General features: G+C 63.7%; 21 protein-coding genes. 15 read left to right on the top strand and 6 right to left on the bottom strand.

The window, feature by feature from the left end:
• Together ACILRN_RS09245 and ACILRN_RS09240 are read left to right on the top strand one after the other, a co-directional pair.
• On the top strand, nucleotides 1-848 hold an 848-nt coding region (locus tag ACILRN_RS09245), incomplete at its 5' end, for an ATP-binding protein (protein WP_395687589.1).
• A gap of 7 nt (nucleotides 849-855) precedes the next feature.
• Nucleotides 856-1,326 carry a hypothetical protein gene (locus tag ACILRN_RS09240; protein WP_395687587.1) on the top strand — a complete coding sequence of 157 codons (471 nt, stop codon included), beginning with the start codon at nucleotides 856-858 and terminating at the stop codon, nucleotides 1,324-1,326.
• A 27-nt stretch (nucleotides 1,327-1,353) separates the two neighbouring features.
• Here the strand turns inward: ACILRN_RS09240 and ACILRN_RS09235 are convergent, their stop codons facing one another.
• From ACILRN_RS09235 to ACILRN_RS09220, 4 genes are all read right to left on the bottom strand, one after another.
• Entirely contained in the window at nucleotides 1,354-1,689 is a 336-nt protein-coding gene (locus ACILRN_RS09235) for a tRNA-binding protein (RefSeq protein WP_395687585.1), read from the bottom strand.
• 8 nt (nucleotides 1,690-1,697) lie between these two features.
• Nucleotides 1,698-2,519 carry a pyrroline-5-carboxylate reductase gene (proC, locus tag ACILRN_RS09230; RefSeq protein ID WP_395687583.1) on the bottom strand — a complete coding sequence of 274 codons (822 nt, stop codon included), beginning with the start codon at nucleotides 2,517-2,519 and terminating at the stop codon, nucleotides 1,698-1,700.
• Nucleotides 2,516-3,016 carry a YbjN domain-containing protein gene (locus ACILRN_RS09225; protein WP_395687582.1) on the bottom strand — a complete coding sequence of 167 codons (501 nt, stop codon included), beginning with the start codon at nucleotides 3,014-3,016 and terminating at the stop codon, nucleotides 2,516-2,518. Before ACILRN_RS09225 ends, proC begins: the two co-directional genes overlap by 4 nt.
• A gap of 137 nt (nucleotides 3,017-3,153) precedes the next feature.
• Nucleotides 3,154-3,426, bottom strand: coding sequence for an accessory factor UbiK family protein (locus ACILRN_RS09220; protein ID WP_395687580.1), 273 nt, complete (start codon nucleotides 3,424-3,426; stop codon nucleotides 3,154-3,156).
• 92 nt (nucleotides 3,427-3,518) lie between these two features.
• Between ACILRN_RS09220 and lgt the strand changes: the two genes are divergently transcribed.
• From lgt to ACILRN_RS09165, 11 genes are all read left to right on the top strand, one after another.
• Entirely contained in the window at nucleotides 3,519-4,355 is an 837-nt protein-coding gene (gene lgt / locus ACILRN_RS09215; protein ID WP_395687593.1) for a prolipoprotein diacylglyceryl transferase, read from the top strand.
• Nucleotides 4,342-5,394, top strand: coding sequence for a class I SAM-dependent methyltransferase (locus tag ACILRN_RS09210; RefSeq protein WP_395687578.1), 1,053 nt, complete (start codon nucleotides 4,342-4,344; stop codon nucleotides 5,392-5,394). Before lgt ends, ACILRN_RS09210 begins: the two co-directional genes overlap by 14 nt.
• Entirely contained in the window at nucleotides 5,394-6,155 is a 762-nt protein-coding gene (gene pgeF / locus ACILRN_RS09205) for a peptidoglycan editing factor PgeF (RefSeq protein ID WP_395687576.1), read from the top strand. Before ACILRN_RS09210 ends, pgeF begins: the two co-directional genes overlap by 1 nt.
• An 11-nt stretch (nucleotides 6,156-6,166) precedes the next feature.
• Nucleotides 6,167-7,318 carry a M24 family metallopeptidase gene (locus ACILRN_RS09200; protein WP_395687574.1) on the top strand — a complete coding sequence of 384 codons (1,152 nt, stop codon included), beginning with the start codon at nucleotides 6,167-6,169 and terminating at the stop codon, nucleotides 7,316-7,318.
• A gap of 43 nt (nucleotides 7,319-7,361) precedes the next feature.
• On the top strand, nucleotides 7,362-8,546 hold the full coding sequence (locus tag ACILRN_RS09195; protein ID WP_395687572.1) for a hypothetical protein: 1,185 nt from the start codon (nucleotides 7,362-7,364) through the stop codon (nucleotides 8,544-8,546).
• A 107-nt stretch (nucleotides 8,547-8,653) separates the two neighbouring features.
• The gene (locus ACILRN_RS09190; RefSeq protein WP_395687591.1) at nucleotides 8,654-9,586 is read left to right on the top strand and encodes a ribose-phosphate pyrophosphokinase; all 933 of its coding nucleotides are present in this window, start codon (nucleotides 8,654-8,656) and stop codon (nucleotides 9,584-9,586) included.
• Nucleotides 9,587-9,712: 126 nt separating this feature from the next.
• The gene (locus ACILRN_RS09185; protein WP_395687570.1) at nucleotides 9,713-10,438 is read left to right on the top strand and encodes a 50S ribosomal protein L25/general stress protein Ctc; all 726 of its coding nucleotides are present in this window, start codon (nucleotides 9,713-9,715) and stop codon (nucleotides 10,436-10,438) included.
• Between the two features lie 21 nt (nucleotides 10,439-10,459).
• Nucleotides 10,460-11,062, top strand: coding sequence for an aminoacyl-tRNA hydrolase (pth, locus tag ACILRN_RS09180; RefSeq protein ID WP_395687568.1), 603 nt, complete (start codon nucleotides 10,460-10,462; stop codon nucleotides 11,060-11,062).
• A complete protein-coding gene (gene ychF / locus ACILRN_RS09175; RefSeq protein WP_395687566.1) occupies nucleotides 11,062-12,159 on the top strand; it encodes a redox-regulated ATPase YchF in 1,098 nt (365 codons plus the stop codon). Before pth ends, ychF begins: the two co-directional genes overlap by 1 nt.
• A gap of 21 nt (nucleotides 12,160-12,180) precedes the next feature.
• Nucleotides 12,181-12,633, top strand: coding sequence for a MaoC family dehydratase (locus ACILRN_RS09170; RefSeq protein ID WP_395687563.1), 453 nt, complete (start codon nucleotides 12,181-12,183; stop codon nucleotides 12,631-12,633).
• Nucleotides 12,630-13,109 carry a MaoC family dehydratase gene (locus tag ACILRN_RS09165; RefSeq protein WP_395687561.1) on the top strand — a complete coding sequence of 160 codons (480 nt, stop codon included), beginning with the start codon at nucleotides 12,630-12,632 and terminating at the stop codon, nucleotides 13,107-13,109. Before ACILRN_RS09170 ends, ACILRN_RS09165 begins: the two co-directional genes overlap by 4 nt.
• A 13-nt stretch (nucleotides 13,110-13,122) precedes the next feature.
• On the opposite strand, the gene ACILRN_RS09160 is transcribed toward ACILRN_RS09165, so the two are convergent.
• Nucleotides 13,123-13,668, bottom strand: coding sequence for an adenine phosphoribosyltransferase (locus tag ACILRN_RS09160; RefSeq protein ID WP_395687560.1), 546 nt, complete (start codon nucleotides 13,666-13,668; stop codon nucleotides 13,123-13,125).
• 17 nt (nucleotides 13,669-13,685) lie between these two features.
• On the bottom strand, nucleotides 13,686-14,522 hold the full coding sequence (gene hemF, locus ACILRN_RS09155) for an oxygen-dependent coproporphyrinogen oxidase (protein ID WP_395687558.1): 837 nt from the start codon (nucleotides 14,520-14,522) through the stop codon (nucleotides 13,686-13,688).
• 212 nt (nucleotides 14,523-14,734) lie between these two features.
• On the opposite strand from hemF, the gene ACILRN_RS09150 reads away from it, so the two are divergent.
• A complete protein-coding gene (locus tag ACILRN_RS09150) occupies nucleotides 14,735-16,297 on the top strand; it encodes a TadE/TadG family type IV pilus assembly protein (RefSeq protein ID WP_395687556.1) in 1,563 nt (520 codons plus the stop codon).
• 7 nt (nucleotides 16,298-16,304) lie between these two features.
• Nucleotides 16,305-16,660, top strand: a 356-nt coding sequence (locus ACILRN_RS09145) for a TadE/TadG family type IV pilus assembly protein (protein WP_395687555.1), incomplete at its 3' end; no start/stop codon positions are given.

Below are 16,660 nucleotides of genomic sequence, written 5' to 3'. Positions count from 1 at the left end.
CCAGCACGGACATCCTGCTGGCCATGATGGTCGTGTCCTCGGTGCTGCTTCTCGCCATTGCCATTATCTTTCTCCGCAATCAGATCCGACCGATCACCGATCTGGCGCGCGCCGCGCAGAGTTTCGGAACCGGCCGTGACGTTGGCGCGTTCAGGCCGCGCGGGGCGCGCGAGGTCAAGGCCGCGGGAGAGGCGTTCCTCGACATGCGCGATCGTATTGCCAGGCAGGTTGAACAGCGGACGACCATGCTGGCCGGCGTCAGCCATGACTTGCGGACCATCCTCACGCGCTTCAAGCTTGAACTCGCCGTGCTGGGTGAGGGACCGAAGGTGGCCCTTCTCAAGGAGGATGTCGCCGAAATGCAGCGCATGCTTGAGGCTTACATGGCCTTCGCGCGTGGCGATGCGGGCGAGGCATCGGAAGAAACTGATCTCGCAGTCATGGTGCAGGCAGCCGTCCGCTCTGTCGCCCGCGGCGATGGTGCGGTGGAAATCGACGTTCCCGAGAATACGATCGTGCGTGTGAAGCCCAACGCCTTTGGGCGGCTCCTGGCCAATATCATCGGAAATGCCGTGCGTTATGCCGGCAACGTCAAGATTACCGCTCGCGTCACTGATCATCTTCTCACGGTGCATGTCGATGATGATGGGCCCGGCATTCCGCCAGACAGGCGAGCCGACGCCTTCCGTCCCTTTGTTCGCCTCGACAATGCCCGGAACCTCGATGAAACGGGAACTGGCCTTGGCCTTGCGATTGCTCTCGACATCGCGCGCGCCCACGGCGGAGACCTGCGCCTTGAGGACAGTCCGCGCGGCGGACTGCGCGCCCTCGTCCATATCCCCGTATAGGTGGCTCATGATCGACTATCGGCTCGACCCGCTCTGGCTCAGGCTCAACACCATGAACGCCGAAGGGCTGGCGGCCTTTGCTCCCGTGCTCAGGACCTTGCAGGCGCACATGGGACAGAGTGCCGAAATGGCGCAGCGGACCATCGAGGAATACCGAAAGTTTCTGTTTCTGGCCATGCGTGCTGGTCATCAAGTGATTCCGCCCGGGCCGATCAACGACGCCTGGATGGCACATATCGAGACCATGCATCACTACTGGGAGGCTCTGGCGCAGATGATCAGCGAGCGTCCGCTGGTTCCGGGCGTCGACACGAAGTCCTTTGCGTCTGCCGCCGATGCCTGGACGGCGACGCTAGAGTCCTATGAGCGGATTTTTGGAACCAGGCCGCCCATGGATATCTGGGGCAACGGCCCGGCGCCACAGACGCCATGGCAGCAGGCCATGGCGCATTGGCGAAAGATGTTCGGGTTTGGCTGAGCGTGCGTGCCGCGCCGGTCGAGGCCCTCAGAACAGCCGCCCGCCGTTTGGCACCTGGCGTTCGACGGCGGCGAGCACCACATCGCCCTCGCCATCAGGAAAACCAAGTGTCAGCACCTCGGACATGAACGGGCCGATCTGCCGTGGCGGGAAATTGATCACCGCCGCGACCTGCCGTCCGATCAGGGTTTCGGCGGCATAGTATTTCGTCACCTGGGCCGAGGACTTCTTCACGCCGATCTCAGGGCCGAAGTCGATCTTCAGTTTCAGGGCGGGCTTGCGTGCCTCGGGGAAGGGGTCAACACCGACGATGGTTCCCACCCGGATGTCGACCTTCATGAAATCCTCGTAGCTGATGCTCATGCGCCCTCTCAGCTCGCCAGTTCGCGCGAGCGCCGGGTGGCGGCGGCGATCGCCCTGTCGAACAGGGGTTGCATGCCGTCGGCCGCCATCAGCACCTGGAGCGCCTCATGCGTCGTGCCCTTGGGCGAGGTCACGTTCTTGCGCAGGGTGGCTGCGTCGGTTCCGGACTGGCGCATCAGTTCGCCCGAGCCCGATACCGTGGCGCGCGCCAGCTGCATCGCCAGGTCCTTCGGCAGGCCCACTTTCTCGCCTGCTGCTGCGAGGCACTCGGTGAGATAGAACACATAGGCCGGTCCCGAGCCTGATACCGCCGTCACCGCATCGATCATCGCCTCATCCGCGACCGTCACAACCTCGCCCACTGCAGCCAGCAGGCTGCTCGCCATCGTCATCTGGGCAGGGGTCACGTTGCGGTTGGCGGCCATGGCGGTGATGCCGCGTCCAACGGCCGCCGGTGTGTTCGGAATTGTGCGGACGACTGCTGCATCGGCGCCAAAGTGACGCTCAAACGAGGCGATCGTCTTGCCCGCCGCAACGGAGAGCACAAGCGGCCTCGACGTCCCGAGGCGCGCGATGCCTGGCAGCACGTCCTCCATCACCTGCGGCTTGACCGCGATGACCAGCACCTCGGCATCGTTGATGGTGCCGAGATCCGGATTGAGCCTCATCCCGTGGCGGGCAACAGCGGACTTCACCTCATCGGGTGCGGCCGGATCGAGGATCACGATGCGCGAGGGATCCGCGCCGCCCTTCAGCCACCCCTCGAGCATCGCACCGCCCATCTTGCCGGCGCCGACCAGCACCAGCGTGCCCGACAGGATTAGCGTCATGCTTCGCCCCATGTGTCGATCATCGCCGCCTCGAGCGCCTCCGTCGCGCTCTGCCCGGCCCAGACCACGAACTGCACGGCCGGGAAATAGCGTTCGGCAGTTTCGAGCGCGAGGTGGATCAGTGCCTCGCACTGCGCGTCATTGGCCTCGGCGTGGCCATTCAGCAGCAGACTGTTGCGGAACAGCAGGCTGCCATCTGCATGCCACAGGTCGAAGTGGCCCACTAGCAGCTGTTCGTTGATGCGCGCCATGAGCCTGGCGACTTCATCGCGGCGGGCAGGCGGAACCTTCAGGTCGAGGCTCACCGCTACATGCAGCAGTTCGAACTCGTCGCGCCAGTTGATCGACACCGTCATGTCGCCCCAGCCGCCAGTCACCTCCATGGTCACTTCCCGCGCATTGGTTCGCGCGAAGGCCCATTGATAGGTTTCTGCGATACGCTCCACCCGGTCCAGCGGGTTGGCAGCTTCGTCACTTTCAAGGGCCTCGAGGGCCATCCGTCATTCCTCCGCGGGCTGACGACTCAATCGTCACGCCATGGGAAGGAAACTGCCCACGCCTCCGAGTCGCTGCAAGGGAAGCAAGATGCAAAGAAATGATTCCTCCACAGGGAATCACTTCGGCAAGCTCTGCCTCAGACGGTTCGCGAATCAGATGCAGCGCCGGCCCGCGCTTCAAGCGCCGCGATTCGCGCCGCCAGCGCGTCGTTTTCCTCGCGGGCCTTCTGCGCCATGGCCTTCACGGCTTCGAACTCCTCGCGCTTCACGAGCTCCATGTTGTTCAGCACGCGTTCCATTTGGGCCTGGACCAGCGTGTCGAACTCGCGCCGCACGCCCTGAGCGGCGCCGGCCGCGTTGGTCATCAGCTTGGCGAGCTCGTCGAAAAAGCGGTTCTGGGTGGTGTTCATGTTGCAACCCTTTCTGGACCATTAGCTATGGGCTTCCCGGCAAGACTTCAAGGCTTGACGGCTGACCCCGGATGCGACCAGTGTCCGCCGCCATGACAGGTCTGGCCGCTACTCTCGCTGCCTTGCAGGCTCCCGCCATTGATCCGGTGATCTTCGAGATCGGCCCCTTTGCGGTTCGCTGGTATGCTTTGGCATACATCGCCGGACTGGTTTTTGCTTCTTGGTATATGAAGCGGCTGGTGCGAACGCCGGCACTGTGGGGTGGCCGTGAGCCGTCCATGACGCCGGCTCAGGTGGACGATTTCTTCATCTGGTCGGTTCTGGGCGTCGTGCTTGGTGGCCGGCTCGGCTATGTTCTGTTCTACAAGCCTGCCTACTACGCCGCCCACCCTCTCGATATCCTGAGGATGTGGGATGGCGGCATGTCGTTCCATGGTGGGTTCCTCGGCGTGGTTATCGTCTGCATCGTGTATGGTCGGCGGATCGGCACGAGTCTCGACCGCATGCTCGACCTCGGTGCTGCATCCGTGCCGGTGGGCCTTGGGCTTGGCCGCCTCGCCAACTTCATCAATGGTGAGTTGTGGGGGCGGGCCTCGGATGTCTCCTGGGCCGTTGTCTTTCCGCTCGACGGCTTGCAGCTGCCCCGGCATCCCAGCCAGCTCTACGAGGCAGGGCTGGAGGGCCTCGGCTTGTTTCTCGCCGTGCGCATCGCCACCCACCGTTATGGAGCGTTGCAGCATCCGGGCCGGGCATCCGGGATCTTTGCGCTGGGTTATGGGTTCTCGCGCATTCTGGTGGAGTTCGTCCGGGAGCCCGACCCGTTCCTCGGCTATTTTGCAGGCTGGCTGACCATGGGCATGATCCTGTCCCTGCCGCTCTGCGCGGTTGGCATCTGGCTGCTTCTGAGATCGCGCCGTGAACCGGCTTGAGGCGGTGCTGGGTCGTCTCATCGCGGAGGAGGGCCCGCTGCCCATCGACCGCTACATGGGGCTGTGTCTTGGCCACCCCCAGTTCGGCTACTACATGACGCGCGATCCACTGGGCGAAAAGGGAGATTTCCTCACGGCGCCAGAGGTCTCGCAGGTTTTCGGTGAGTTGATCGGCGTCTGGTGTGCGGCCGTTTGGGCCTCGATGGGCAGGCCCCGTCACATCAATCTGGTCGAACTCGGCCCAGGCCGGGGCACGCTGATGGCGGATGTGCGCCGGGCGATCGGGCAGACTGCCCCGGCGCTTGCACAGGCGCTGTCCATTCATCTGGTCGAGACGAGCCCCGTGCTGCGCGCCGCCCAGCGCGAGCGGCTTGATGGCGTGGTCGAGTGGCATGCGAGCCTGGCAGATGTTCCGGATGGGCCCATGCTCTGTCTCGCCAATGAATTCTTTGACGCCATTCCCGTCCGGCAGATCGAAAGACGTGGTGGGCGCTGGCATGAGCGGGTGGTGGGGCTGACTGACAGTGGCTTGACGCTGGGCCTCGGGCTGGAGGTCGAGCAGCCTGGTGGAGAAGAGGGCGATGTCGCCGAGTTGTCGCCCGCCCGAGAGGAGATTGCGCGCAGCCTCGGCCGGCGCCTGGCCGGCCATGGCGGAGCGGCGCTGATCATTGACTATGGTCATCTCGGCGCTGGTCCTGGCGACACGCTGCAGGCAATGCGCGGCCACCGCTTCGTTCCGGTCACCCATGCGCCAGGTGAGAGCGACCTGACCGCCCACGTTGACTTTGCCGCCCTCGGCCGTGCGCTTGCGGCCGGTGGCGCGGTGGTTCGTCCAGCACTCACCCAGCGCCAATTCCTGCTGGCCATGGGGCTTGAAACGCGCTTCTCCCGGCTTGCGGCGGGCGCTGATGCCGCAGCGGCCGCGCAACTGGCCCGGCAGCAGGCGCGACTTGCGGAAGAGGCGCAAATGGGTAACCTGTTCAAGGTGCTGGCTGCGACCATGCCCACCCTGCCAACCCCCTATCCGTTTGGACCCTGATGATTTGTTCGGACGCGCTCAGGCTTGACGGCATCAGCCATGGCTTCTTTACCCGCCAGGGTGGCCATTCCACGGGTCTGTTCTCATCTCTGAATTGCGGCCTCGGCTCGGGTGATGACCGCGCTGCCGTGTTGCAGAACCGCGCGCTGGTAGCCGAGCGTCTGGCGGTAGCCCCGGGCGCGCTCCTGTCGGCCTATCAGGTGCACAGCGCCGATGCCGCCCTCGTGACCGGCCCGTGGCGCGGCGAGGACCGGCCCCAGGTCGATGCCCTTGTCACGGCAACGCCCGGCGTGGCGCTTGGCGTTCTCACGGCCGACTGTGGTCCCGTTCTCTTCGCTGATCCGGTGGCGCGCGTTGTGGCGGCGGCCCATGCCGGCTGGAAGGGTGCGCTGTCGGGCATCACGACCAGCACCCTTGCGCTGATGGAGGCGCAGGGAGCCGACCGCCGCCGAGTGACCGCCGTGATCGGCCCGACAATTTCCCGCCAGGCCTATGAGGTGGGCCCTGAATTTGTTGCCCGGTTCATCGCGGCTGATCCAGGCAACCAGCGCTATTTCACCTCGTCCGGGCGCGCCGGGCATTCCATGTTCGATCTTCCGGCCTATCTCGCGGATCGGCTGCGTACCGAGGGGGTGGGCCTCGTCGTCGACCTGTCTCTCTGTACCTATGCCGATGAGGCGCGTTTCTTCAGTTTCCGTCGCGCCACTCACCGGGTGGAACAGGATTATGGCCGTCTGATCTCAGCCATCGCAGTCGTGTGAGGAGAAGCCCAATGGCCCTGCATTTTGCCCGTGCCGAATATGACCGGCGCATCGCCGCAACCTGTCAGGCCATGGCCAGGCAAGGTCTGGATGGTCTGCTGATGTTTCAGCAGGAAAGCATGTACTATCTCACGGGCTACGACACCTTCGGCTTTTGCTTCTTCCAGTGCCTCTATCTGGGTGCTGATGGCCGGTTGGCGCTGCTCACCCGTTCCGCCGATCTGCGCCAGGCCGAGCACACCTCGATCCTGACTGACATCCGCATCTGGACCGATGCGGCCGGCGCCAATCCGGCGCGCGATCTGCGCGCCATGCTGGAAAGTCTTGGCTGCAAGGGCAAGCGGCTTGGTATCGAGACCCAGTCCTACGGCCTGACGCATTTCAATGGCCGTCGCGTTGATCAGGCGCTTGAGGGGTTTGTGCGGACGTCAGACGCCAGTGATCTCGTCAACACCATTCGGGTGGTCAAGTCGCCTGCCGAATTGCGCTATGTGCGCAAGGCGGGTGAACTGGGGGATGCGGCGTTGAAGGCAGCGGTCCGAAAGACCCGGGCAGGGGCTGACGAGGGCGACATCCTTGCGGCCCAGCAGGCAGCCGTGTTCGCGGGTGGGGGTGACTACCCGGCCAATGAATTCATCATCGGCTCGGGGCGGGATGCGCTGCTCTGCCGCTACAAGGCGGGTCGCCGCAAGCTCGCCAAGCGCGATCAACTGACGCTCGAATGGGCCGGCGTCTACCGTCACTATCACGCAGCCTTCATGCGCACTCTGGTGATCGGCGCTCCACGCAGGGAACATCGTGCCATGGACCTTGCCTGCCGCGAGGCCCTTGCTGCCGTCGAAGAGCAACTGATACCGGGCCGGACTGCCGGGGATGTGTTCGCCGCCCATGCCCGCGTCATGGACGGGCACGGCATGGGTGAGCACAGGTTGAATGCCTGCGGATACTCGCTGGGCGCAAAGTTCACCCCAAGCTGGATGGACATGCCGATGTTCTACAGGGATAATCCGATTGTGATCGGCTCTGGCATGGTGTTTTTCGCCCACATGATCCTGATGAATTCAAAGGCTGGCGCGGCCTACTGCCTTGGCCGCACCTATATCATTGGGGAAAAGCGCCCCGAACCGGTTTCAAAGGCCCCCCTCGAGATGATAATCCGATAAAATGGGCTTGTGGGGGAACATTCGCCGGGACCTGGGCGCGCGGATGACATCCGCAGCGCTGCTGGCGGCCGTGTCCCTCGTGCTGGCCGCCTGTTCCGCCGGGTCGATATTGCTGGATTCAGCGGCTCCGCCCGGTGATCCGAAGGGCAAGCCAGTCCCGCCGGTGGCCATCGTGCAGATTGCAGGCATACCGCCGGACCGGCTTGCGAGCCTCACCACGGCGCTGGCGGCGGCGGGCGCCACCCACGACATCGGCTTCGTCAGGAGCGATGCGGTCGCAGGCGCCTTCAACTTCAGTGGCGCCATGCAGGCGCAGTCCGAGAGTGCCGGTGTTCGCGTGAGTTATGAGTGGTTGCTGCGCGATGCCGACGGGGTCATCGTCAGCACCATTTCGGGTGAGGAAAATGCCGGCATCAATACCGGTTCCGATCCGTGGGCCGGTGTGTCGGCGACCATCCTCGACCGCATTGCGCGGCGCACGGCCGAACAGATTGCCCAGAAACTCGCCGCCATGGGCTATGCGACACGGCTTGCGGGCCTGATTTCGCCGCCATCGGCGTTCTTTGCCAAGGCCGGCGCCGGCGCTGACCGCGAGATTGATTTCGAGACTGTGCACGGTCCCGGCCTTGCGGCGCTGGGCACCATTCCGCTGCAGGGCGCCGATATCGTGGTCGAACACGAGGACATCGCCCCTACCGTGGCCTTCGTCTATCCGATCCCGGGGGAGGGAACACTCCCGAAGGTCGAGGTTGCCGAGGCTGGCCTCGCCGCGGCGCCTCCCGCTCCTGAATGGGCCGAGGCGGAGGAGGCTGTCGCCAGGGCGGCGGCTGATGCATCGGCAGTTCCCGTCAGGGCCGAGCCTGGCCAGCAGGCGATCCGGGCGGTGGCGGTGGTACCCGTCAAGGGTTCTCCTGGAACTGGCGACGCCGAACTCACCGCAGCCATGCGCAGGGTGCTGTCCGGCGCCGGCTGGCCGGTGGTGAGCAAGCCACAGCCTGATGCGCTCACGCTCGAAGGCCACGTGACGCTTGCCGACAAGGGCGCGAAGCTGGAGACCGTGTCCATTCGCTGGCTGGTCAAGGCTCCGGGCGGCAAGCTGCTGGGCGATGTCAAGCAGGCCAACGATGTGCCCAGGGGTTCGCTTGACGCGGGCTGGGGTGGTGCGGCACAGGCAGTGGCGGAAGCGGCTGCGGCAGGCATCTTCGACGTGGTCAAGCGCTACCGCTAGCGCGTGGTGCTGGCGGATGGGCAGCCGCTGCGGAATCGGGCTTTGCAGCCGGTCACGCGATTGTTATAGAGCCGCGCAGTGGGGCTGATCGGGGGATTTCGCACATGATGAAGATCGTGGCAGGCAACAGCAACCGGCCACTGGCGGAAGCCATCTGTTCCTACCTGAACACGCCCATGACGAAAGCAGTCGTCAGGCGCTTCAACGACATGGAGATCTTCGTCGAGATCCAGGAGAATGTCCGCGGCCAGGACATGTTCGTCGTACAGTCGACCAGCTTTCCGGCCAATGACCACCTGATGGAACTGCTGATCATCATCGACGCGCTGAAACGGGCCTCGGCCCGCCGCGTGACGGCGGTCATTCCCTATTTCGGCTATGCCAGGCAGGACCGCAAGCCCGGGCCACGCACGCCGATTTCGGCCAAGCTGGTGGCCAACCTGATCACGCGCGCCGGTGCGGACCGCGTGCTGGCGATGGATCTTCACGCCGGTCAGATTCAGGGCTTCTTTGACATACCGACCGACAATCTGTTCGCCGGTCCCGTAATGGTGCGGGATATCAAGAACCACATGGACGTCTCGAACACCGTGGTTGTTTCGCCTGACGTGGGCGGCGTGGTCCGCGCCCGGGCGCTTGCCAAGAGGCTGGATACGCCACTCGCCATCGTCGACAAGAGGCGCGAGCGGGCTGGCGAGTCGGAGGTGATGAACATCATCGGCGACGTGGCGGGCAAGTCCTGCATCCTGATCGACGACATCGTCGATTCAGGCGGTACGCTCGTCAATGCTGCCGAAGCGCTGCTCCTGACGGGAGCGCGTGACGTGACCGCCTACATCACCCATGGCGTGCTGTCGGGGGGTGCTGTTTCGCGGATCACCAACTCCAAGCTCAAGGAACTGGTCATCACAGACTCGATCCAGCCCACCGAGGCAGTCAAGATTGCCCGGAACATTCGCACCATGCCGATCGCGTCTCTCCTTGGCGAGGCCATCGGTCGCACCAATCGCGAGGAAAGCGTCTCAAGCCTGTTCGAATAGACGGCTGGCCCCGGCGGGCGGAGCGGGTTGCGCTCAGGCTGGCCTTCCGCTATAGGCGCGCGGTCCGTCTGGCATCGTTCACCCCTGGAGGAAGGCCGGCCGGCATTTTCTGATTAGGAGTAGACCATGTCAAAGATCGTGCAGCTCAAGGCCGCGTCGCGCGCCCGGGCCGGCAAGGGGGCCGCCCGCGCAGTTCGCCGTGAAGGCCTCATTCCCGGTGTCGTTTACGGCGACAAGCGGGAGCCCCAGCTTGTATCCCTCACCTACGGCGACGTTCTCCCCCATGTCGAGACCGGCCGTTTTCTCTCGACCCTGATCGACCTCGAGGTCGACGGCAAGACAGTGCGCGCGATACCGCGCGACGTGCAGTTCGAGCCGGTGCGGGATTTCATCGTTCACATCGACTTCCTGCGGCTTGGCAAGGACGCCCGCATCCGCGTGAATGTTCCGGTCCACTTCCGTGGCCAGGAAGTGTCTCCCGGCATCAAGCAGGGTGGTGCGCTCAACATCGTGTCGCACACGGTGGCGCTCAACTGCTCCGCCAACATCATCCCCGAAGAGATCGCTGTCGATGTCTCGGGCCTGCAGATTGGCCAGTCGGTCCACCTTTCCGACATCAAGCTGCCCGACGGCGTGAAGTCCGCCGTGTCCGACGACGTGACGCTCTGCGCCATCAGCGCCCAGCAGAAGGAAGAGGAAGCGCCAGCCGAGGCTACGCCAGCCGAAGTTCCCGCCACAGCCCAGAAGGCGCCGGCGGCGGCTGCGGCGCCAGCTGCAGGTGGCAAGGCGGCGGCGCCTGCCAAGGGAGCGGCCGCAGCCGCTCCGGCGGCAGCACCGGCCAAGAAGAAGTAAACGTCCGGCGCAGAGGGCCAGATGCACCTCATCGTGGGGCTCGGCAATCCGGGCCCCAAATATCAGGGCAACCGGCACAATATCGGCTTCATGGCGGTGGACGAGATCGTCCGCCGCCATGGCTTTTCACCATGGCGCAAGCGCTTCCAGGGCGAGACCGCCGAGGGCATGCTGGCCGGCGTCAAGGTGCTGGCGCTGAAGCCGATGACCTACATGAACGAGAGCGGCCGGGCGGTCGGCGAGGCGATGCGCTTTTTCAACATCGATCCTGCCCAGCTCATCGTTCTCTACGACGAGCTTGATCTCGAGCCCGGCAGGCTGCGCATCAAGCTCGGCGGGGGAGCCGCTGGTCACAATGGCATCCGCTCGCTGATTGCCCATTGCGGGCCGCACTTCGTGCGAGTCCGGCTTGGCATCGGGCATCCCGGCGACAAGGCTTTGGTGCAGCCCCACGTGCTGAGTGACTTTGCCAAGTCAGACCGGACCTGGCTCGATCCGCTCGTCGCCGCCGTTGCCGATCACATGCCGCTACTCGTCCAGGGCGAGGAGGGCTCATTCCAGAACAAGGTGCATCTGGCGCTTCACCCCGTGCCGGACAAGCCTGCAAAGAAGGGTCAAGACTGATGGGTTTCAAATGCGGCATCGTCGGCCTGCCGAATGTCGGCAAGTCCACTCTGTTCAATGCGCTGACGCAGACAGCGGCGGCGCAGGCGGCGAACTATCCCTTCTGCACCATCGAGCCAAATGTCGGCGACGTCGCGGTGCCCGATCCCCGGCTCGATGTTCTGGCGAAGATCGCGGGCTCGGCGCAGATCATCCCCACCCGCCTCACCTTCGTCGATATCGCGGGGCTGGTGCGCGGTGCTTCGAAGGGGGAGGGGCTTGGCAATCAGTTCCTGGCCAACATCCGCGAGGTTGATGCCATCGCCCATGTGGTGCGTTGCTTTGAAGATGGCGACATTACCCATGTCGAGGGCAAGATCGATCCCATCGCCGATATCGAGACGATCGAGACGGAATTGATGCTTGCCGATCTCGATTCGCTTGAGAAGCGCCTGGTGAACATCGAGAAGAAGGCCAAGCAGGGCGACAAGGACTCGAAGGAACTCGCCAGCCTGATGACCCGCGCGCTCGATCTCTTGCGGGAGGGAAAGCCCGCGCGCCTCGTCGAGCGCACGCCAGAGGAGGAAAAGGTCTTCCGTGGACTGGGCCTGCTCTCCTCGAAGCCGGTGCTCTATGTCTGCAACGTCGAAGAGGGCTCCGCCGACAAGGGCAATCAGTTCTCCGCCCGCGTATTCGCGCGCGCAGCCGGGGAGAATGCGGTTGCCGTTGTCGTCTCGGCCAAGATCGAGTCCGAGATTGCCGTCATGGCGCCGCAGGACCAGAAGGATTTTCTCGACGCCGTGGGCCTGTCGGAGCCCGGTCTCAACCGGGTCATTCGCGCTGGCTATGACCTGCTGCATCTCGTCACCTATTTCACCGTCGGCCCCAAGGAGGCGCGCGCCTGGACCATCACCCAGGGCACGAAGGGGCCGCAGGCGGCAGGCGTCATTCACACCGATTTCGAGAAGGGTTACATCCGCGCCGAAACCATCGCCTATGATGACTATGTCTCCGGCAAGGGTGAAGCGGGAGCGCGCGAAGCCGGCAAGTTCCGGCTTGAGGGCAAGGACTATGTCGTGAAGGATGGCGACGTCATGCACTTCCGCTTCAATACCTGAGAGGACGCAGCGCAGGGTAGCATGGCGGAGCTTCTTCACTATGAGGATTTTCCCGAGGGTCTGGTCATTCCCTTTGGCGAATATCACCTGTCCGCGGAGGAGGTGACGGCCTTCGCCGCCGCCTGGGACCCGCAGCCCTTCCACCTCGACGAGGCCGCCGCAAAGCGCTCCGTGCTCGGAGGATTGGCGGCCTCCGGCTGGCAGGCAAGCGCCATTCTGGTCAGGCTGGCGGTCGAGGCCTTTGCCAACCAGTCGGCGGCCATGGCATCCAACGGCATGGAAGAGGTGAAGTGGCTGAAGCCGGTCTATGCCGGCGAGACCCTCACCGGCAGGGCAAGCGTTCTCTCGCGCCGGGTTTCGGCAAAGCGCCCGGAGATGGGCATTCTGCGCATGAAGTTCGAGCTGCTCGGCACGGATGGCGAACTCAAGACCGAGATGGTGGGCGTGCAGTTCATGCGGGTGCGCAATCCATGATCGGCCTCAGCCTGGAGGACATCGAGGTTGGCCTGGTCATTGAGCTGGGCAGCCATCATTTCCCCCGCGAGGAGATCCTCGCCTTTGCCAGGGCCTATGATCCCCAGCCCTTCCACCTTGATGACGAGGCGGCCCGCACAGGCCCCTTCGGCGTGCTCTCGGCGTCGGGCTGGCACACGGCTGCAGCCTGGATGAAATGCTATGTCGCAACCAATCAGAAGGCAGAGCGGCAGATGCGCGCCGCAGGACAGACGCCCGCCGAGGTGGGGCCATCACCCGGGCTTGAGCAGTTGCGCTGGCTGAGGCCGGTCACGCCGGGGGACACATTGAGTTTCCGCACGACCATCACAGGAAAGCGCGAGCTGAAATCACGCCCTGGTTGGGGCCTGGTGTTCTCTCACAACGAGGGCTTCAACCAGAGGGGTGAGCTGGTGTTCTGTTTCGACGGCAAGGTGATGACACCGGCCCGGGCATGAATCGGAGCTTGCGCTAATGCCCCTCGAAGCCGACCAGCGTATGCACCTTCACACCTTTTGCCCTCAGCTTCGCTGCCCCGCCCAGGTCGGGCAGGTCGATCACAAAGGCGGCCGACACGACCTCGCCGCCTGACTTGCGGATCAGATCGATGGCCGCGCCCGCGGTTCCGCCGGTGGCGATCAGATCATCGACCAGCAGCACCCGGTCACCCTTCTGGATGGCGTCGGCATGAATCTCGATCGTGTCCACGCCATATTCGAGCTGATATTCCTGGCCGATGACGCGCGAGGGCAGCTTGCCCTTCTTGCGGATCGGGATGAAGCCGCGGCCGAGATTGTGTGCGACCGCGCCGCCGAGGATGAATCCCCGCGCCTCGATTCCCGCCACATAATCGATTTCGCCCTTGAGGAACGGCCAGGCCAGCTCATCCACCGCCGCCCGGAAGCCATGCAGGTTGGAGAGCAGGGTGGTGATGTCCCTGAACATGATGCCCGGTTTCGGATAGTCCGGAATGGTGCGGATGTAGCGCTTGATGTCGAAGCCGTTACGGAGGTCCATGGGCATTGTCCGGTGTTTCAGGGCCATTTTACCGCAGGCGGCATGGAGGACAGGATCGAGTCCACGTTTCCGCCAGTCTTCAGTCCGAAGATGGTGCCGCGGTCATAGAGCAGATTGTACTCGACATAGCGGCCACGGCGGACGAGTTGCTCCTCGCGATCATCATCAGTATACGGAGTATCCATGTTGCGCCGGACCAGATTGGGGTAGACGCCGAGAAAGGCGAGGCCCACCTCGCGCGTGAAGGCGAAGTCCTTGTCCCAGTCGCCGGAGTTGAAGTGGTCATAGAAGATGCCACCGATGCCGCGCGGTTCGTTGCGGTGGGGCAGGAAGAAATATTCGTCGCACCACGCCTTGAAGCGTGGATAGTCGGCCACCGCATGGGCCTCGCAGGCCGCCTGCATGGCGGCATGGAAATCGCGCGAGTCCGGATGGTCCTGGGTGCGGTGGCGGTTCAGGACGGGGGTCAGGTCTGCGCCGCCGCCGAACCATGTCCTGGTGGTCACGATGAAGCGGGTGTTCATGTGCACCGCCGGCACATGCGGGTTCCAGGGATGCACGATGAGCGAAATGCCCGATGCCCAGAAGCGGGGATCCTCCTCCGCGCCGGGGATCTGCTTGCGAAACTCGGGCGAGAATTCGCCATGCACCGTCGAGGTGTGAACGCCCGCCTTCTCGAACACCTTGCCATGCAGCATGGACATGATGCCGCCGCCGCCATCCGGTCGCTGCCAGGGCGACCGTTCGAATCGGCTGCCGCCCTCGATCGCCTCGAGGGCAGAGCAGATACGGTCTCTCAACTCTTCGAACCAGTGACGGGCGGCACTCTGGCGGGTGGCAAGGGCATCAGTCATGGCTGCACATCTAGCGCATTGGGCGCGCAGGAGGAAAGCCTCGCCAGAACCGACATCCGCCGCACTGCAGCGCAAGCGTGCAAGGTGATCAAACTTCAACCATTGATAGATTAACGTTAATTTCCCGCAACGGGAAACCATGATGCCCGGTCCACCCTGTACATTTGCTCGAGAAAAGACTATCTCAAGTAGTGCATTGGGAGAATGGTGTCATGGCCCTCAGAAATCTGCGAGCTTTCATCGCAGACCGGACGGGCGCGGTGGCCGTTACTGTCGCGCTGGCCTCGGTCGTGCTGTTTGTGGTGGCGGGCGTCGCCGTGGACATGGCGCGCGCCTACCGCGCCCAGCACGCCTTGCAGATCAACGTTGACCAGGCGGCGATCGCCGCCGCGGCGGTGGCCTACAGCGAGGTGCCCGGGTCTAACCCGAACATCGAACTGATGAAACAGGTGGCAGCCAATTACTTCAGCACCAACAACGCGCTGAGCACTGATCTGGTGGCGGTGACCGAGCCCCCGCAGTTCACGTATGTCGGCGAGGAGAACAACCTGGTCATTTCGGTGCCGGCCAGGCTTGAAACCACCTTCCTTCGGATCGTTGACATCAACGAAATCAGGTTCACCGTCTCCTCGCAGGTGGCGAGGCCCGAATGGGGCCCGCTCGAACTGGTTCTGGCGCTCGACAACACCTACTCCATGTCGGAGAGCCTCAACGGCACGCCGAAATACCAGACGCTGCAGACCGCGGCGAAGGACTTGGTGAACGAGGTGTTGACCAATCCCGATGTCGATTCCAATACCGCCATCGGCATCGTTCCCTTCGCGACCTATCTCAGGGTGGAACCAAGGTACTGGCAGGAAGACTGGCTCCGGGTACCCTCCGCCTGGTCATCAGCCGGCAACCGCTGCACCTACCCTCACAAGAGGGGCTGCAGGATGATGCCGGGCGGCAGCATTCCCTGTGTGATCGATGGCGTGTCGACCACCTGCCCCTATGATCCCTATGAAACCTGCACCGACTGGGGCCAGCCCTTCTGCTTTAACGATCCGGGTCAGATCTACACTTTCGGGGGTTGTTTTTCCTCCCGCCCGGGGTCGCTTGATCGGATTGATCGGCTGCCTGGTCCCTATCAGGGGCGCTCACCCTTCTGGGACTATGCTTACCAACGCCCCTGCGCGCAGGTTCCGATGCTTGACCTGACGAAGTCCGGCGGGCGCACCGCGCTGCTGGCTCGCATCGACGCCCTGACGCCCGCCCCGAATAACGACACGGTGACCGACACCTACACGTCCGGTGGTCTGGAATTTGCCTGGCAGATGCTGACGCCCGGCTTGCCCTTCGACACCACCATGGACGCGGCCGACGCCGAAACGATTGGCCTCACCAAGGCGGTCGTGTTGATGACCGACGGGGTGAACAATTCCAAGCCCTATCTCCCGACTTGTTCGCCCAACTGCCCAGGCCTGCCAACGGATCCGCTGCGTGATAACCAGCTGCTCTGGCAAGTCAGCAGTTGCCGCGGCAACATGTGTGCGCGAATGGAGCCTCGAAAATCTGCCGATGATGCCACGAAGAGCCTGTGCACCAAGATCAAGGGCGATGGCATCCTGATCTTTACCGTGGCCCTGAACATCAATGATGTTGACGCCAGAGACATGCTGCGCACCTGCGCCAGCAAGCCTGAGTATTTTTTCGAGGCCGGTTCGAGAACGGCGTTGCTCGACGCCTTCAAGCGCATCGGCGCCCAGTTGCGCAATATTCGCATCGTGAATTGAGTTGATCATGGGAGCCATTCACAACAGCCTTGTTCGACTGTGGTCCTTCACGAAGGACTGCTCCGGCGCGGTGGCCGTCACCGTCGCGCTGGCCTCGGTCGTGCTGTTTGTGGTGGCGGGCGTCGCCGTGGACATGGCGCGCGCCTACCGCGCCCAGCACGCCTTGCAGATCAACGTTGACCAGGCGGCGATTGCAGCCGCGGCGGTGGCCTATTCGGAATCGGCCGCGTCGAACCCCAACGATGATCGGATGAAGCAGGTGGCTGCGAACTATTTCTCTGCCAACAACATGCTCAGCCCGAATCTGGTGCTCGTGGTCGAGCCGCCGCAGTTTAGCTATGACAGAGGTAACAACGACCTGAT

Origin of the sequence: Aestuariivirga sp., from assembly GCF_044238155.1 — a bacterium.
Taxonomy (GTDB): domain Bacteria; phylum Pseudomonadota; class Alphaproteobacteria; order Rhizobiales; family Aestuariivirgaceae; genus Aestuariivirga.
Note: the sequence above shows the minus strand (reverse complement) of the source record. Positions and strands in the feature narration are given on the sequence as shown.

What these genes read in the sequence shown, in the direction of transcription:
- ACILRN_RS09240 (WP_395687587.1), top strand. Translation starts at nt 856, where the DNA reads ATGATCGACTATCGGCTCGACCCGCTCTGGCTCAGGCTCAACACCATG.
- ACILRN_RS09235 (WP_395687585.1), bottom strand. Translation starts at nt 1,689, where the DNA reads ATGAGCATCAGCTACGAGGATTTCATGAAGGTCGACATCCGGGTGGGA.
- proC (WP_395687583.1), bottom strand. Translation starts at nt 2,519, where the DNA reads ATGACGCTAATCCTGTCGGGCACGCTGGTGCTGGTCGGCGCCGGCAAG.
- ACILRN_RS09225 (WP_395687582.1), bottom strand. Translation starts at nt 3,016, where the DNA reads ATGGCCCTCGAGGCCCTTGAAAGTGACGAAGCTGCCAACCCGCTGGAC.
- ACILRN_RS09220 (WP_395687580.1), bottom strand. Translation starts at nt 3,426, where the DNA reads ATGAACACCACCCAGAACCGCTTTTTCGACGAGCTCGCCAAGCTGATG.
- lgt (WP_395687593.1), top strand. Translation starts at nt 3,519, where the DNA reads ATGACAGGTCTGGCCGCTACTCTCGCTGCCTTGCAGGCTCCCGCCATT.
- pgeF (WP_395687576.1), top strand. Translation starts at nt 5,394, where the DNA reads ATGATTTGTTCGGACGCGCTCAGGCTTGACGGCATCAGCCATGGCTTC.
- ACILRN_RS09200 (WP_395687574.1), top strand. Translation starts at nt 6,167, where the DNA reads ATGGCCCTGCATTTTGCCCGTGCCGAATATGACCGGCGCATCGCCGCA.
- ACILRN_RS09195 (WP_395687572.1), top strand. Translation starts at nt 7,362, where the DNA reads ATGACATCCGCAGCGCTGCTGGCGGCCGTGTCCCTCGTGCTGGCCGCC.
- ACILRN_RS09190 (WP_395687591.1), top strand. Translation starts at nt 8,654, where the DNA reads ATGAAGATCGTGGCAGGCAACAGCAACCGGCCACTGGCGGAAGCCATC.
- ACILRN_RS09185 (WP_395687570.1), top strand. Translation starts at nt 9,713, where the DNA reads ATGTCAAAGATCGTGCAGCTCAAGGCCGCGTCGCGCGCCCGGGCCGGC.
- pth (WP_395687568.1), top strand. Translation starts at nt 10,460, where the DNA reads ATGCACCTCATCGTGGGGCTCGGCAATCCGGGCCCCAAATATCAGGGC.
- ychF (WP_395687566.1), top strand. Translation starts at nt 11,062, where the DNA reads ATGGGTTTCAAATGCGGCATCGTCGGCCTGCCGAATGTCGGCAAGTCC.
- ACILRN_RS09170 (WP_395687563.1), top strand. Translation starts at nt 12,181, where the DNA reads ATGGCGGAGCTTCTTCACTATGAGGATTTTCCCGAGGGTCTGGTCATT.
- ACILRN_RS09165 (WP_395687561.1), top strand. Translation starts at nt 12,630, where the DNA reads ATGATCGGCCTCAGCCTGGAGGACATCGAGGTTGGCCTGGTCATTGAG.
- ACILRN_RS09160 (WP_395687560.1), bottom strand. Translation starts at nt 13,668, where the DNA reads ATGGACCTCCGTAACGGCTTCGACATCAAGCGCTACATCCGCACCATT.
- hemF (WP_395687558.1), bottom strand. Translation starts at nt 14,522, where the DNA reads ATGACTGATGCCCTTGCCACCCGCCAGAGTGCCGCCCGTCACTGGTTC.
- ACILRN_RS09150 (WP_395687556.1), top strand. Translation starts at nt 14,735, where the DNA reads ATGGCCCTCAGAAATCTGCGAGCTTTCATCGCAGACCGGACGGGCGCG.